Source organism: Neobacillus sp. OS1-32 (assembly GCF_030915425.1).
In the GTDB taxonomy this organism is placed as follows: Bacteria; Bacillota; Bacilli; order Bacillales; family Cytobacillaceae; genus Neobacillus; species Neobacillus paridis.
The window spans coordinates 3,097,579-3,114,432 of record NZ_CP133263.1; the positions used below are offsets into that span (position 1 = coordinate 3,097,579).

Genomic DNA, 16,854 nt, shown 5'->3' on the forward strand with positions numbered 1-16,854 from the left:
TATTAATGAATTATTATCGATATTTAATTTCTCACCTCTAAATACTCATGCCTTATAACGTTAAAATCTAAACCTTGAATACACAATGGTCCTAATGCGTTTAAATACTAACTATTTAACTGCAAACCGACTTTAATGACACTTGGAGAGGCAGAATAAAGAAATAGAGTTATCCTGCTCCTCCTTAATGCGTTATCTCTTTAACACTAGTTTCTTATCTTCTATGACATAAACACAATCAGCCACTCTCTCTATAAAAGTTCGATCATGTGAAACAAGGAGAACAGTTCCCTCATATGCTTTAAGGAATCGTTCCAAGGCTTCAATACAAAAAACATCTAAAAAGTTTGTTGGCTCATCTAAAACTAGTACATTATATCTTCCTAAAAACAGTTGACACAACACGAGACGAATTGCCTCCCCGCCACTTAAATTGCGGACATTCTTTTTTAAATCATTTCCTGTAAAACTCATGGAGTGTAGGACAGAACGAATTTTTCTCTCATCGTAGTCGCTTCTGTCTTTCATAAAGCCGAGGACCGATTCATTTTTTGTTAATTGATAATCCATCTGTTCAAAGGAACCGATAACGGCTTTTGGAGAAATTGTAATCCCTTCACCCCGCTGTAATATATGGCGAAGCAAAGTTGTTTTTCCTGAACCATTCTTTCCAGTAATGGCGATTGTCTTACCTAATGGAAACTGGAAGCTCGCTTCTTCGAGAAGTACCTTATTCCCTGCTTTTATCGTTAAACGGTTCGCTATAACTGGAAATTTATTGTGTAATTGAAGAGCATTTGACTGGTGAAAACGAATGATTTGCTCCTCTTTGGGAGCTTCCACCGCCTCAAGCTGTTCCACTCTCTGCTCGATTGCTTTTGCTGCTCGTTGAACGGCCTTTTGACTTGTATCCTTTGATTTTGTCATAAACATTTTATTCGCCTTTGCTTTTGTTTCCTTTTTGGACATACGCCCGTTCGCCTGTGTGATTTTTTCGGCCTTCTTCATTTTTTCCTCTGCCGCTTTCATAAGACGTGATTTCTCTTTGAGGTATTGATCATGTTGTTCCTGTTGCTGTCTTTTCTGAAGCTCTTTTTGGCGAGCGTATTCGGAGTAATTCCCTGTATATTCGGTTACCATTCCATCTTCCAGTTCCCAAATCTTTGTTACAAGTTTATCCAATACATACCGATCGTGACTCACAATGATTAAAGCACCATAATAGTAAGACAATTCTTCGATGAAAAATTGTATACCTTCTCCATCTAGATGAGTGGTTGGCTCATCAATTAATAATCCTTCATGATAGTTTGAGAAAATTTGAGCTAACTTTAGCCTTGTCTGTTCACCACCGCTAAAGTTTTCGATCTCCGTTTCTGGAATAGACAGTCTCCCTTTTAGCCCGTAATCTACCTCGGTTTTTTCAGGTGATGTTAGTTGATCAAAATAGGCAAAATCTATGAAGCGTTTCACATGGCCTTTATCTGGCTTAATTTGACCAGCCATAAGTTTCAGCAGGGTACTTTTTCCCGCACCATTCTTTCCAACAATGCCAATTCGATCAAACTGGTGCACGGCCAACCTCGGGATATTTAGTACTACTCTATCTAAAAATGAAAGTTCTATATTTTCCATTTGAATACATACATTTTCCATTACTCTTCGCCCTCCTTCGTCTGTCTATTTACTCCTACCAAAATATCTAAATCAACGGTAATCTCAGAAAAACCTTGATTTGTAAATTTATCAATTTGTTCCTTCTTCGAGTTCCAGGCAAGTGGAGACATTTGAACTAATTTTGATAAATCTGATTGAGGTAATTTCTTGGTATAGCTTAAATGGATCATGTTCACTAGTTGAAAATGCTGGTTAAAAAGTGACACCGTTTCATCATTTTTATAAGTTTTCCTATCCATATCATCGAAAAGTGCTTTCCGAAGTTCTTTAAGATAATTTGTGCGAGGAACCACTTTAACAATGAGACCGTCTGACACTAAAATCCGCTTGAAATCCTTATAATTGGCAGGAGAAAGGATATTCAAAATGATATGGCACGATTGAGCCGATATGGGTGAGTGAGCTAAATCACCGACAAGCCAGATGGATTCTTTGTAATTGCTGGCTGCCATTCTAATGCCTTCCTTTGAAATATCTACACCTAATCCTGTAATTGTCCCATTCTTACCTTTATCTAAAATCCTTTGTAAATGGGAACCTTCGCCACAGCCAGCATCAAGAATGAGGATTTCACCAGTAGAAGCATGTATCTTTTCATTGATAACTTCTGAAATTTTCTGATGAAGCGAGGTATATAAGTTACTTTCCATAATGATTTTTTGTCTTGCCTTAAATAATTTCTTGTCGTAATGGCTATGTGCAGAACGAGTCATCATGTTTACATATCCCTGCTTTGCAAAATCAAACGTATGATTATTCAGGCAGATAAGGCTTTTTAAATGAGTAACCGCCATTGGACTATTACAAAGTGGGCAACTGAATACCTGAACATATTTACTAGCTAATTCAGCACTTTTTTCTTTATTAGTCATATTTCCTCTTCCTTTCAAATAAAAAAATCACAAGCATCTGCCTGTGACTTGAGAGTAAAGGGAGTAGACCCATCCTTATTCCGTTAGGGGGCTATTAAAAGCCGTCAGAAAATAAACCTGCCTTTGGAGTACACAAAGTAAGGTTAAAATAAGACAAAAATAAAGAAAGGCAGAATAAGCCGCCTTTCTGTACATTACATATTTTTTCACGCATAATCAGGCATCAGTGACCCCATTCAAAAGTTGGTTAAGTGGAGAAACAAATTGCCGGTATAGGGTGAATGACTACTTCACAAATATGAAATGAAGATTATTAAAAAAGGACAGACTAATCCCGTTTACTCTGCATCACGAACAGAGCCTTTGACCGTATTCAATTACTGGTTCAAAGTTGGGAATCGTAGTCTCATTGCATGTGTCATTTTTTAATAATCCTCCTAAACGTTTATCATTCACTTATAATTGTATACTGGCCTTTTAAAGAAGTCAAAGGTAATATGTATCTAAGTGACCAAGTATAGTCGAGATTCACTAATTTCAGAATTCAGCAAATGGTTGGTGCCTGACACCACTCGGGGTGTCAGGCACCATTTCGACTTAAACCGTTACTTCCAATGAGTAACCAGTTTGTTCTTGAATTTTTTTGCTGATTTCTTTTTTATTCTTAAACAAAAAAGCCGATTTTCTCGAACAAAAAAGGCAATCAGCTTTTTTGAGATATCCTATTAACGAATGTAATCCATCTTAATTATATTTTTCGTCTCACATTTTTGATTACAACTTGGCTATGAGGAATACTTGGCATACTTACCATGCTATAACTTAAGTCCTGTGCAGGGACTTCATAATCCATTTGGTTGACAAGAAAATCAAGGCACACTTTCATGATTTCAATTGTGACCCATTCACCAGCACAGCGATGCCCCATCATGTAGTCTCCACCACCTTGGGGGATGAATGAAAACGGGTTCTCTTCCCAATTGGCAAAGCGGGCAGGATTAAACACATCCGGATTGTCCCAAATTTCAGGGTCATGGTTTGTGCCATAAAGGTCTAAAAGAGTTAGAGTACCTTCTTCAAATTGATAGCCGTTCCAGGAAAAATCTGTCTTCACCCGTGCGATGACAAAGGGAAAAAACGGATAAAAACGACGAACTTCTTGAATAAACATCTGAGCATATTTGGCGTCTCCGGATTGGAGTTTCTCCCTTTCTTCCGGATAATGATGTAATGCTAAAGTAACGAAATTAATAAATATGGCAATTGCCACAATCGGGCGTAGAATATTGATGACTTCAACAGAAGCCGTTGCGGAATCAAGGAGATTTCCATCTAGATCACGATGCCAAGAGAATCTATGTAAAGCTGTATTTTCAGGAGGTTTCACAGTCCCTTGGCGGACCTTTTCAATCAGTTCGCCCATCCATTTTTCTACATCATTTCGGGCATTTCTCCCCAGCCAATGGTTGGGCCCGACTGCACCTGCGGATTCGAACATTGCCCCCAAATCCTTGGTCAAATTCTCCATTTCATCTTCCTTCATTGGTACTCCAGCCCACTCACAGGCTATCCGACATAATATTTCCTTGGTTTCTTCATAAAAGATTAGTTCATCCATTTGCTCCCAATTAGCTATAGCTACCTCCCATTGTTTTTTGGTAAGGCTAGATAGCCTGCTAAGTTCATCAGGGGACATGATGGACATAAACATTTCCTTGCGATGTTGGTGGGCTTGTCCATCTAATGCTTGAACACCATTCTGACCAAACAAGGTTTGGATCGCCCGGTTAGGTGCAGCGCCTTTCCTTTGGAATTTCTCGGTGTCATAAAAAACTTCCGCTGCCTCTTTTCCCCCCATGCAGATTGCTTTCTTCCCAAGTAATCGAGTCTCAAAGACATCGGAATGAAAACTGCGCCGTCTATTCAAGATGTACATATAGCCTTCTCGCATCAGGCTTAAACTATGGTCTAATCCTTCTTCCCGAGGCATATTTTGTTTATTTATCATAGAATCAACTCCATTTTTATGAGTTAATCCTATTATTTGTCAATCCATCCTTGTTTACTCAAAAGAGTGCTTTTCTCTGTTTTTTTACAAAAGAATGGCAATCACTAAGGATTTCAATTGAGGGAAAGTAATAACAGCTTTTGAGATACTACAATGGTGGTGAACATTCTTGGAAAAATTTATAATAATAATCCTAATCTTTACTGAAATTTTTCTCCCGGCTCAACAAATAAAGGCAAAGAAACACATGAACTTCCTCCGCATTGGCAAGACATAGTAAAACGGAAAGCCCGGTAAACAAGTGACGACCGCAACAAAGAGCAGGGTAATTCATATAATTCGCCCTGCTTTTTCTTTTGCTATACCACTTAATAATGAAATTCATCTTAAGAATTGTTAAGAAATTCCACCACTGTTTCTTTAGGTTTTAAGTCTATTCTAACCATAGAAATACAATTTCGAAGGAGTGAATAGGCTTGAAATCAATAATGTTTTTTCTTCAATATCTCTTTTGTCCAAGAAAAATAGGGGCTGTTTTACCAAGTTCAGATTATCTTGCCGAAAAAATGATTGAAACGGTTGAATTCCAATCAGCCAAATATATTGTTGAATATGGAGCAGGAACTGGTGTCTTTACAGATAAAATCATAAAATACAGAAGACCAGATACCGTAGTTATGTTGTTTGAGAGCAACAAAGTGTTTTACGAGACGTTAAAAGAAAAATACAAAAGTGAAAACAACCTTATCATCATAAACGACACGGCAGAGAACATAGACAAATATGTAAAAAAATATGAAATTCCCTATATTGACTATGTGATCTCTGGTTTGCCTTTTGCGAGTTTACCGCAGAATGTCTCGAATGTTATCTTAAATAAAACAAGAAAGTTGTTGAAAAACAGGGGGGAGTTTATTACTTTTCAATATACCCTGTTTAAAAAGGCACTTTTCAATCAATATTTTGAACAAATTAACATTAAACGTGAATACCGAAATATTCCGCCTGCTTTTGTGTTATGTTGCCAAAATTAAGTGTAGGTTACTAGATGGTACGTAAGGGATGTGAAATAGATTGAGTACAAAAATTTTAATTGTTGATGATGATAAGGAAATCAGAAACCTTATCTCTGTCTATTTAGAAAACGAAGGAATCCAGACAAAACAGGCAGAAGATGCCCTTGAAGCGTTAAAACTACTGGATAAAGAGGTGTTTGACCTCATTATTTTAGATATAATGATGCCGAAAATGGATGGAATTGAAGCCTGTATGAAGATTAGAGAAGAACGCCATATGCCCATCATCATGCTTTCAGCGAAATCAGAAGATATGGATAAAATCCAGGGGCTTGCTTCTGGTGCAGATGATTATATAGCGAAACCATTTAATCCATTGGAACTCATAGCAAGAGTAAAGTCTCAACTTCGACGATATAAAAGGTATAATGCCGAAGCTGATAATGACAAAAGCATCATTGAAATTGGCGATTTAAAAATAAATACGGATACTCGCCAAGTATGGGTGGGGAAGAAGGAAGTAAGGCTTACACCGAAGGAATTTGATATACTTGAACTTCTTGTCCGTAATAAAGGCATAGTGTTAAGCGTCAGCAAAATATACGAAGCTGTTTGGAAAGAAGACTTTTTTAAGTCGGATAATACGGTAATGGTGCATATCACAAAAATTAGGGAGAAGATTGAAGAAGATCCGAAACATCCCATCTATATCAAAACTGTTTGGGGAGTCGGCTATAAAATATGAAGAGATATCGAATCAAGAATTCATTACTTGTAACACTTTTGGTAGCAGTTGCTATTAGTTTTTTTGTTTCGATTGTTGTCATGACAATTATCTCTCAAATTATTTTGCATTATTATAATATTAAATATCTTACTATTGATGAAATTGGAGTAACTACCTATAATTTTATCGTTTTTTTAATATTTACTTTTGTTATCCTTTCTTTTATTGTCACTTTCTTAGCAATGATTCGAAAAAAAATTATGTATATAAAGCGTATTACAGAAAGTATTAATGATATTGCCAATGGAAACTTGGGATTAACCATTGAAATGAAAGGAAATGATGAATTAAGCAGACTTGCTGAAAACGTCAATAGTATGTCTAAAGAATTGGCGAGCAAATTTGAATATGAAAGACAATTGGAAATGGCAAAAAATGAACTAATAACAAATGTATCCCATGATTTGCGTTCGCCTTTAACATCCATAATTGGATATTTAGACTTGTTGAGAAAGGGTAAGTATTCAGATCAAAGTCAACTAATTGAATATCTTGATACTTCTTACTCAAAATCAAAAAGACTTGAAGCTCTAATCAATGAACTTTTTGAATATACTCGTTTAACAAGCCCTGATGTCCAATTAGACTTTAATGAAGTGGACTTGGTGGGTTTATTAGTACAATTGATCGGGGAATACGTTCCCATTTTTGATAAGGAAAAACTAACTGTTGTAAAGGAAATACCCAATGAAGAAATTTCCGTTATAATGGATGTTGAAAAAATGGTACGGGTTTATGAAAATCTTCTTGCAAATGCAATAAAATACAGTTTAAAACCGTCAGAAATACACATCAAGTTGGAAAAACAGGGTTCTATGGCAATTTTGAAAGCATCAAATCAAGTTGAATCTCCTCCTGTTGACGATATAAATAAACTATTTGATAGATTTTTTATAGGGGATAAGGCAAGAAGGAATAATCAAGGTACGGGTCTTGGACTTGCCATCTCAAAAAGAATTGTTGAATTGCATGGTGGAAACATTCGAGCAGAATATAAAGAAGGTTGGATAACCTTTAGAGTAGAGCAACCGATAAAACAATGACTTATGGATTAAAGTCCCATAAGTCATTGTTTTTTATTAGAACTTAAGAATTCTTTAGGATTTCCCATACTGTTTCTTAATCCTCTTTGCTTATGATGTAAATATCAAAAGCAAAGGGATGTGAGCCAATTGAAAAAGAAACTTATTATTGTTGCAATATGGATTTTATCCGTTTATATATTAAAGCAAAATCATTTACTGTCACTTCATTTGGATGCATTAAAGGAATTTATCACTGGAAACACAAAATACGCAATGTTAGTATTTGTGGGTCTATGGATCGTAAGGCTTTTTGCCTTTATACCAGGTGTAACGCTAATGATTTTGGGTGGAATTTGCTTTGACCCACTATTAGGCTTTTTTCTATCTATGGCGGGAATACTTATTAGCGAAACATTGGTATTTGTTCTTTCCAAAACACTTTCAAGTAAAAAGTTAAATCAATTTCTTGAGCATAAAAATCCACAACTAAAAGCACTTCTGGAAAAGTACAATTATAAGTTTTTGGCATTGGGTATCATTTGTCCAATAGCCCCGACTGATGCAATTTGTTTTTTGTCGGCATCCGTTGGGATTCATTATCGAACCTACATCTTAACAATCATGATTTCAAACATTCCAGTCGTGATGTTGTATAGCTTTCTTGGAATAACTATTGGTGAATCACTACTTGGTGTTACCTTGATCGTAATTTCTGTTGTAGTAATTGGAGTTATTACGGTAAAAATTTGGAACAATTTAAAACAGAAACCATGCAATTTAACGGCAAATAAAAGCATTACTTCAATAGAGGTATCACTTTAACGAATAAATGCCATTTCTCTATTTACAAGAGCATCTTTTAACCATCGTGGATGCATTTTCAATAAATCATGAGGCAGGTTTAGTTGCCCAAAAAATTTAATTTCAAGTGATTCATTCTGAATTACATCTAAGTTCTCCTCCTGTAATTTCAGCAAGAAAACAAGTTGTTATAAAATGTACTACTTTACCATTTGGATAAACAAATATTTGTGAATTAGGGTCAGAATAAACACCAATTAACTTTTTAATACTGATATCTAAGTTAGTTTCCTCCTTTACTTCCCTGATGGCTGCTTGAGAAACTGTTTCTCCTATTTCTACATGTCCCGAAGGAATGCCCCATAGTCCTACATCTGCTCTTTTCTGTAATAAAACTTGATTCTCCTCATTAAAAATGATAACAGCAACACCAGCCCTTAATTCATCAATTCTCTCCATACGAAAAACCTCCTTTTAAAATTAAAAAAAGGCCGAAAGGAAAGATGTCAACGCATAACAAATACGCTGAACCTTTCCCCTCGGACCTTTTATGTCAATAGGTGCCTTTTACATTTTGTAAAAGATGTAGACCTCGGTCACAGTCCTATATAAATAGCGGAACCCTATCTACAATTTTCCAGTTCAAAAACGAAGATTATTATTTTTTGTACATTTTATATTGTACAACAAATCTTAAAATAATTGAACTTGATGTATATGAAAAATAGTAAAGATAACTTCAAACAATAATAAAACTGTGATTGATTTAATACACACAAAAAAGCTTCCCTCCATTCCTGGGGAAGCTGCTTTGGTCTTTATCTATTATTTTTTTACTGTTGTTTTTGCGGATTTCCCCTTATTTCCAGCTTTATCCTCCACATAGACATAAATTGACGTTTTTACTTTTTGCTTTTTAATTTTGACAGAGAAGTTTCCATTGCGATTGACCGTAGCAGTCGCCACAATTTTCGAACCAATTTTCACATAAACCTTCGCTCCGGCCTCTGCTTTACCTGTTACTTTTGTTGATTTCACTGTAACTTTGTCAACTTTTGGCGCACTCGGCGGCGTCTTATCTACAACTTTTACCTTTGTTCCTTTACTAACATTGCCCGCCTGATCGACCGCTTTCACAAGGAGAATCGTACCCGCCTTTTGCTTTTTAATCGGCAGAGAGAAGCTCCCCTTTTTATCAGCGGATTTTGCCGCTAATTGTTTACTGCCTGCTGTTACAATAATCTTCGCATTTGCTTCTGATTTCCCAGTAATTTTGCTATCTTTATCACTGATTGATTTTACTGAAGGGGCTGATGGCGCAGTTTTGTCAATGACGGTTAGTTTTACTGTTGGGCTGGCTAAACCTCCAGCATTTACAGCTTTCACATATAAAACAGTACCAGCTTTGATTTTGTTGGCTAGCTTAATAGAAAAAGTCCCTTTGTCTGATGTATTGCCCTTTAAAGTTAGTTTATGTTTATCCGTAATTTCAACCCTTGTCCCCTTTGGTGCTGAACCAGTAATCATTAGACTTTCAGAAGTAACATTGTTTACCTTCGGTGCTTCTGGGGCAGTTGGTGTTGAAGGATTTGGACTTGGATCTGGCGTATGTCCAGGTTCTGGATCTGGTGTCGGTGTGACTGGTCCAGGATTTGGTTCTGGTTTCGGTACTGGCGTTGGTGTTGGGTCTGGCGTTGGTGTTGGATCTGGAGTTGGGTTTGTTCCAGAGTTATCTCCTGGGTTTGGCTCAGGATCAACCGTAGTTGAAATACTTATCTTACGCTCCTGCATCTTTGCTCCTTTTGCTGTTAATCGTAGAGTATAATCCCCAGTTTCCATTTTCTTACCAACCGTAATCGTAGTTTTGATGCTTCCATCCGAATCGATGTTTGTATCATCCCATTGGTATGATTGAATTAGTTGTTTACTAGAATTATATAAGCTTAAAGCAGGGCTTGTTCCTGTCCCCTTCGCTCCATCTTTTAATACCTTGCCAGTGACAGTTATTTTTTCTCCTGTCACATATTTTTCCTTATCGGTATTGAAGTCGATGGTTACTTCCGCTGCATATGCAGGGGCAACATAGCCAAAAACTAACATCATAATAATGGCTAAAACCAACCTTTTCATTATGTTCACTCCTTGTATATTATGTATGGAAGAAAGAGAGGTCACCCCCTCTTTCCCCAAAACTTTTTTATTTATTCCACTGAAAACTGTTTACTTTCGGTCTTGGCTAATGGTGTTGGATCATCAAGGCTGCTCCAAACGAAGACCTCAGCCGTGTATTCCCCTTTTTCTAATGAATCGAGCGGCAAGTTTACAGCCACTTGATCGCGGGCACCTTTATTAAGTTTTTTGAGGCTAAAGGTTTCGAAGACGACAACTTCTTCATCGCTATTTTTCACCTGAACGATGACTTGGGCATCAGTTTTCGCATCGCCGCAATTCGCTACTTTAGCCGCAATCGATAAAATGCCATCCTCTTTTTTTACTTCAATCGCTTTTGCTCCCTCTTTGTGTGAAGGGCCTTCGATGACAACCGGATAATTTGAAACAGTGAAGGTCACTTCTTGCAGATCGTCACTGCCTGCTTGACCAAATTGCAGCGTATACTGACCGCTTGGCGCCAATTCATCCGGTGTGAATTTTGCTGTGTACGTTTTACCTTCAGCGGAGTCTAGTGTATACTCTTTGCCATCTGGATCAATAACCTTTGCTGTCCATTTCACAGAATTAGTTGCCTCAGCATTAAAGACAGCTGGATTTTCCGTACTGACATCTGCTGATGTGCCAAACTCATAAGAAGTAGTCACGGCACCTTCTGGTTTTGTGCCTTTATAAATGACAATGTTTTTCTTGGTAACATGACCAGCGAGATCAGTTGCAAAGATTGTTACTACGTTACGGCCAGTTTTTAAATAATCTAAAGTAACTTCAGCTTCGTGAGAGTGGGGTCTCATCGCAAACGGTTCATCAAATTCGTGTTTATAGACCTCTTCTCCGTCAACCACTAAACGAAGCTCATCAAAGTTATCGGCTGTCTTCACTTTCAAGACGGGATCCTTATCGCCTTCTGCTACAAAATTCCCTTCTGGAATTCCGCTTACTTCAATTTCAGCTGGTGTTGTATCAATAAAGACTTGACGTCTAAATTCAATTTTATTGCCTACAGAATCTTTGCTGCTGAGGTAAAGATCATGTACGCCATCCTCGGTAAATTTAAGCTGTGTGCTGAACTCATAGTTTTTCGTTTTTTCATTGTATTTCAGCGGGATAGTCACTTCCCCACCTTCGAGATTGTCTGCTTTCACAGTTAATTCCTCGACCTTAGAAGCATCAGCAATATAGCCTGTTACCGGAATTTCACGAGTATCATAGACTCCAAGTGCTTCAGGTGCTGATGTAATGACATATGGAATCGTATCATCAGACACATTCGAGATTGCCGCACTGCCAACATTATAGGCATTGTCCACTGCCAATACAGAAATCGTTGAGGATTTCTTGACGTCTTTTAAATTGATTTTAAATGACTTTGTCTTACTGGCATCATAATTCCCAATCTCCTCACCATTAACCTGAACTTGAACAAATTGCAGGCCGCTTCTTTCATCCGCAGCATCGAAGGAAAGAATGCCATTTTTGGAACTATAGGAAATATTTTTAACAACTGGGTTCTTTGTATCGACAATGACAGGGATCTTCATGACTTGCGGATCTTTGCCTTCATAATCGACCTGTGTTTTGACTTGATAATAATATAGGCCATCTTCCGCTTTGCTGCTCTTGATAAAGCCATCCCAAGTTGTTTTGCTAGGCTTATAGACATATGGAGCAGTAGCTTTATAGTTTTTGCTTTGATTCTTGTCTGTTGCGAGCGTGCGTAATTTATTACCGTCTTTATCGGTAATGCTGTATTCTACTTCCTTACTATTACGTAAGAAGGAAAGAGCCGGTGCAATGGAATCATTCAAATTATCAGCATTTGGTGAAATGGCAATGGTATTTTTGTCGTACTTGCCGGAAACACCATTTCGCCCTATCGCATAGCCTTCATCATCAACCATGACGGAAATACCAAAATATGAATCTTGATCGTACACCATATTGTCAAGAACCGGTGGTTTATTCCAATCTCCTTTGTAGCCGACATATGGAACGATTAGATCAGGGAAGCCTTGATCCTTCGTATTAATGAGGCGGACAAACCCTTCGACAAAATAGCCGTTTGGCATCAGTTTTTCTAGTTCTGCTTTAGCATCTTTCAGATCTACTCTAATGGTAATATCTTTGGATTTACCAGCAAAAAGAGTAAATTCTGGTGTATCGACTGTTACCTTTGCTTTTGTAATATTGCGTTCTGCTAATGCTAGAGATTTTCCAGAAACCGCATCTGTTAGAACAGACGTATCGACCTTGTAGCTTGCATCATCTTTACTCACGTTTGTTGCTGTTAGTGTAAAGGTAAAGGAGTCATCCTTGATTTCTTTTAACTCTACTTTTGCTTCATTTGAGTCTTTTTTCGTGACATAAACAGGAGTCGAGACAGCGGAATGAAGCTGCATGATTCCTGATCCTTGACGACGTGGTGAATAGTAGATACCATCATGATCTAGGTCTTCTACTGGTTTCGCGGTATTCATCAATAACACTTTGGCACGCTTCGATTTTTCTGCATTTTTTAGCTCAGGGAATAATTGCTGTACACGTTGAAGAACTAATGCAGACCCACCGGAAACATGTGGAGCAGCCATCGATGTCCCGCTCATCACACCGTATTTATTATCATTCAATGTGGAATAAATTTGCCCGCCTGGAGCTGTAATTTCCGGCTTCATTTCAAGGCTTGGTGTGACGCCCCATGAGGTGAAGTCAGACATATGTCCTGCAGCGCTGTTAGCAACGGTTGCTGTTTTTCCTGTAAACGTCACCTTTCCAGTACCGCCATTGGCTGTGAATTTTGAAATTAATGTGTTGCCGTCACTTTGACTTAACGAAACTAACGGAATCTTTGGAGAGTTTAAGGCCATGCTGACATAGTCACCATGAGAAGGATGTCCCTTCACGATGACGCCTGCTGCACCAGCTTTTTCTGCTTGGGCTTGGATTTCACCATAGTTTGGATTGGTAGCCACACGAGAAGCGAATACTACTCTCCCTTTCACATCTTTGCCTGTATACTGGGCAGCACTGCCATCACCCACATAAACAACATCCTTTTCCGCATTTCCAAACACTTCTAACGGATCTGGAGAGGATTGCTTTTTATAGGCAATTGACAGAGCCTCATTTCCAAATTTCATGCTCATTTGGTCGAGCGTGATTTTATTATTTTCTATCGATGCTACCGATAAGGAGCTCTTCGATACTGATGGAGCACCGACTAAGCCAATATCAGGGTTGGCAGCAAGTGGATTTTTACCGAACTCACCGCTGATATTATCGGAGTTCCCTGCAGAGATGGACATGACAATTCCATTTTGCACGGCATTATCCACCGCTTTTTGCTCCATATTGTTATCATCAACAAACCCTGCTGTCGAACCTAAGCTCATATTTAGAACATCAGCCCCAAGCTTAATTCCATCGTCAATCGCTTTAATATAGACATCCCCAAAAGTCGATGGCATTGCCGGGTCATTTCCAAAAACTTTCAATGCCAACAATTGCGCCTCAGGAGCTACCCCTTTAATACCATCCTTTGATTCATCCCCGTTAGCACCGACTGTTCCACCCACATGCATACCGTGCATGGAAGCATCTGGCCCCAAATCAAGAATTTCATCATTCTTATCCATATAGTTGTAGCCATAGGGGATTTTTTCTGTGTAGAATTTCCCTTCCAGGTGTTCCTTATCAACGATATTTGAAACGGAATCTTTTGTTAGCTTAATACCATTTTTGTCTGTTAATTTCATATCTTTATGATTGTAGTCAAGGCCCGTATCAATGATTCCGACAACCATCCCTTTACCGTTGTAGCCGGCATTCCACGTTTGTTGGGCTTCGACCATTTCCTTGCTGGAAATCATATTTGGCTTTTCCTTAGGGCGTTCATATTCCGTAGCAATCGAGACACTTTCAACCCCTGGGATTTTTTCAATTGCTTCAATATCTCCAAACTCTACCTCACCACTAATCCCATTTAATACCGTTGTGAAGGAGTTTTGCACTTTTAAATCAATTTTTTCTTTTTTGACCTGATCAATGAAGTCTTGTTGTTCCTCTTTTATCGCATCTTCTAAACTTTCTTTTTGTGAAGTTTTTAAGTCCTTATACATGATCCCTTTTTTAGTGGCCTGCTTAATAGCAGGTTCACCTTCCAATTCAATGATGACCCTTACTTTTTCAGCATCATCAAATCCTGCTGTTTCTTTAATTTTCTTTAGACCTTCCTTTTTAATTCCATCTAAAAGTTGATTTACAATACCGGAATTTTCCTTCGAAGCTGCGTATGTAGGCCCTCCAGAATAAAGACTCGACACTGTGAGTAATGAGGCTAATCCAAGAGAGGCCGCTTGCTTCATTTTTTTACTCTTTTTCAATGAAACTCCTCCTTAAATTATTGTAAAATACTAAAACACATGTCCCCCCTTATAAATTTTTCTCTAGTAAATATGGTAAAACTGCCAAATTTACCCTAGCAAAAGGACTATACCATTAAAAGCTATTGTTCGTATATAGCTTATTTTGTAATATTTTGAATTTTTGGAATAAATTTTTCCCCAGTATCACTCTTATTTTGACAAAACCTCTTAGGCATTTACATATTTCCAAGGAAATTGATCATTCTCACAAAAGATTTGTCTTAAATAGGATCGTAACTTTCACTATTTTTCAAGTAACTTCCTATGAAGTTGCTTTTTATAGTTAATATTGTCACAAAAATTCAATAGAAAAACTTTGGGCAAAAGAAAAAGGGCTGTCCGAAAAGTGGTTTTTCAGCCCCAAAAATTAAAAATAGAAAAAACCAAGAATGTTGATATTACGGCATTCTTGGTTTTTTATTTTCGGTGTTTTTTACTCAAAAACGGACTTTCTAGACAGCACCGAAATTATATTGATTTTGATTTTAAACAAACGTTTGATTATCGGTCTAATAATCATTACATTTATAATGTTGTTGCTGTTTATGCTTACTTGTTTTCTTCGGTTCCAGTGTCGACTATGTGACAATAGATACCGATTCAATGGCATGAGGAAACCAACTGAAAGGTAAACGAAGCAGCTTAACTCTTACGGGGCAAGGATTGCTGCTCTTTCGCTATTCAACCATTTAATGTCTTGGACCCCAAAGCATGATGGAGACCCCAATTAAACAAATGGCCGCTCCAATCCAATCGTATGTATCAGGCGTTTTTTTATCAACACCCCAACCCCACAATACGGAAAGAATAATAAATACTCCACCATATGCCGCATATACTCTTCCAAATGAAGGAAATTTTTGTAGAGTAAGGATGATTCCGTACAAAACTAAAATAATCCCTCCGATTATTCCATACCAACATGGGTTGCCTTCACGTAACCATAACCAGACTAAGCCATTCTTTTTCTAAGCTTATATAAAATATGGTCCTACTCAGCTCGTTAAAAATACTTTCCCTTTATTCCTTCTTGAAGATTCAGCAACACGAACAGCCTCTTTTACTTGCAACAAATCGTATTGAGAGTCTTTCTGCATAAGTGTTAATTTTTTGTCATTTATGAGCATAATCAAATGATGAAACGTTTCTTGCCAGGCTCGCACTGATACTTGTTGATTCCAATAACGTAAATGAAATAACTTAGTATTCACTTCTGCCTGTAGTGAAACTTTCTTCCAGTCCACAGGTATTCCTGATAATAAACCAAGAGTTAAAAAAATCCCATTAGGGCGAACACAAAACGCTAATTCAGTACCATCATTGCCCCCAACTGAATCAATGGCGGAAGTTGCCCCCAGTCCATTTGTTAGTTCCATAACAGTATCGTGTAATGCTGTCTCTGATGTATTGATTACATAGGAAGCACCAAGTTGAAGTAAGTCTTTTGTATAATTGTTGTTTCTTGTTACAGCAATAAGCCGAAAACCGAGAACTTTTGATAATTGAACAAAAATACGACCAATGGCAGAACCACAAGCATTTACCAATAAAACATCATTTGGTTTCAGACTTAAAACCTCTGTAAATATTACCCATGCTGTTACGGGATTTATGTATAACTGTGAAGCTGTATAATCATCAATGGAGTACGGGATTGGCACTGCAAATTCTGCAGATGTCTTAACAAATTCTTGCCATGTCCCTTCCCCACGCAAAGGTAAAACACGTTTACCAATTAGCTCTTGTGAAACAGAAGCCCCTACGTCTTCTACAATTCCTACGCCTTCATAACCAGGGATATTAGGCAATGAAATCCGATGGGAGTATGCCCCTTTTATTGGAATTAAGTCAGATGGATTGATAGGGCGAACTTTCATACGAACCAGAACTTCTCCGTTCTCAGGTGGCAGGATATTTTTACGTTCAACTTTTAAAACATTTTCTGGACTTCCGAACTCATAAAATTTAATACATCTTGCTTCCAGACCAATATGTCCCCTTTAAAAAATCAGATTTATTTAATAATATTATCTCTACATGGTAAAGAAGGTAAAGTAACAGTAACGTACCGTTCACAT

The 16,854-nt window shown here is 37.6% G+C and carries 11 protein-coding genes and 2 pseudogenes; 4 read left to right on the plus strand and 9 right to left on the minus strand.

Annotated features, from left to right (window positions below; genetic code table 11):
• Positions 1-192 precede the first annotated feature (192 nt).
• The 4 genes from RCG24_RS15335 to RCG24_RS15345 all read right to left on the minus strand — a co-directional run bounded on the left by RCG24_RS15335 (position 193) and on the right by RCG24_RS15345 (position 4,557).
• The gene (locus RCG24_RS15335) at positions 193-1,656 is read right to left on the minus strand and encodes an Msr family ABC-F type ribosomal protection protein (protein ID WP_308077430.1); all 1,464 of its coding nucleotides are present in this window, start codon (positions 1,654-1,656) and stop codon (positions 193-195) included.
• Positions 1,656-2,549 (minus strand): putative RNA methyltransferase, encoded by an 894-nt coding sequence (locus RCG24_RS15340; protein WP_308077431.1) that lies wholly within the window; start codon positions 2,547-2,549, stop codon positions 1,656-1,658. Before RCG24_RS15340 ends, RCG24_RS15335 begins: the two co-directional genes overlap by 1 nt.
• A gap of 377 nt (positions 2,550-2,926) precedes the next feature.
• Entirely contained in the window at positions 2,927-2,971 is a 45-nt protein-coding gene (locus RCG24_RS21340) for an erythromycin resistance leader peptide (RefSeq protein ID WP_142301762.1), read from the minus strand.
• Between the two features lie 326 nt (positions 2,972-3,297).
• Positions 3,298-4,557, minus strand: coding sequence for a CYP152 family fatty-acid peroxygenase CypC (locus tag RCG24_RS15345; protein ID WP_308077433.1), 1,260 nt, complete (start codon positions 4,555-4,557; stop codon positions 3,298-3,300).
• A gap of 476 nt (positions 4,558-5,033) precedes the next feature.
• On the opposite strand from RCG24_RS15345, the gene RCG24_RS15350 reads away from it, so the two are divergent.
• From RCG24_RS15350 to RCG24_RS15365, 4 genes are all read left to right on the plus strand, one after another.
• Entirely contained in the window at positions 5,034-5,591 is a 558-nt protein-coding gene (locus RCG24_RS15350) for a class I SAM-dependent methyltransferase (RefSeq protein WP_308077434.1), read from the plus strand.
• Positions 5,592-5,631: 40 nt separating this feature from the next.
• Entirely contained in the window at positions 5,632-6,318 is a 687-nt protein-coding gene (locus tag RCG24_RS15355) for a response regulator transcription factor (RefSeq protein ID WP_308077435.1), read from the plus strand.
• The gene (locus RCG24_RS15360; RefSeq protein ID WP_308077436.1) at positions 6,315-7,403 is read left to right on the plus strand and encodes a sensor histidine kinase; all 1,089 of its coding nucleotides are present in this window, start codon (positions 6,315-6,317) and stop codon (positions 7,401-7,403) included. Before RCG24_RS15355 ends, RCG24_RS15360 begins: the two co-directional genes overlap by 4 nt.
• A gap of 129 nt (positions 7,404-7,532) precedes the next feature.
• Positions 7,533-8,207, plus strand: coding sequence for a TVP38/TMEM64 family protein (locus tag RCG24_RS15365; RefSeq protein ID WP_308077437.1), 675 nt, complete (start codon positions 7,533-7,535; stop codon positions 8,205-8,207).
• Here the strand turns inward: RCG24_RS15365 and RCG24_RS15370 are convergent.
• The 5 genes and pseudogenes from RCG24_RS15370 to RCG24_RS15390 form a co-directional block, all read right to left on the minus strand.
• Positions 8,204-8,645, minus strand: a pseudogene (locus tag RCG24_RS15370) (NUDIX domain-containing protein). The gene RCG24_RS15365 and the pseudogene RCG24_RS15370 sit on opposite strands and share 4 nt — an antisense overlap.
• 366 nt (positions 8,646-9,011) lie before the next feature.
• Entirely contained in the window at positions 9,012-10,316 is a 1,305-nt protein-coding gene (locus tag RCG24_RS15375) for an Ig-like domain-containing protein (RefSeq protein ID WP_308077438.1), read from the minus strand.
• Between the two features lie 71 nt (positions 10,317-10,387).
• On the minus strand, positions 10,388-14,734 hold the full coding sequence (locus RCG24_RS15380) for a S8 family serine peptidase (protein WP_308077439.1): 4,347 nt from the start codon (positions 14,732-14,734) through the stop codon (positions 10,388-10,390).
• A gap of 731 nt (positions 14,735-15,465) precedes the next feature.
• Positions 15,466-15,732, minus strand: a pseudogene (locus tag RCG24_RS15385) (YnfA family protein); the annotation flags it as partial.
• A 39-nt stretch (positions 15,733-15,771) separates the two neighbouring features.
• Complete coding sequence (locus tag RCG24_RS15390) at positions 15,772-16,761, minus strand: zinc-dependent alcohol dehydrogenase family protein (RefSeq protein ID WP_308079196.1); 990 nt, start codon at positions 16,759-16,761, stop codon at positions 15,772-15,774.
• Positions 16,762-16,854: the final 93 nt, after the last annotated feature.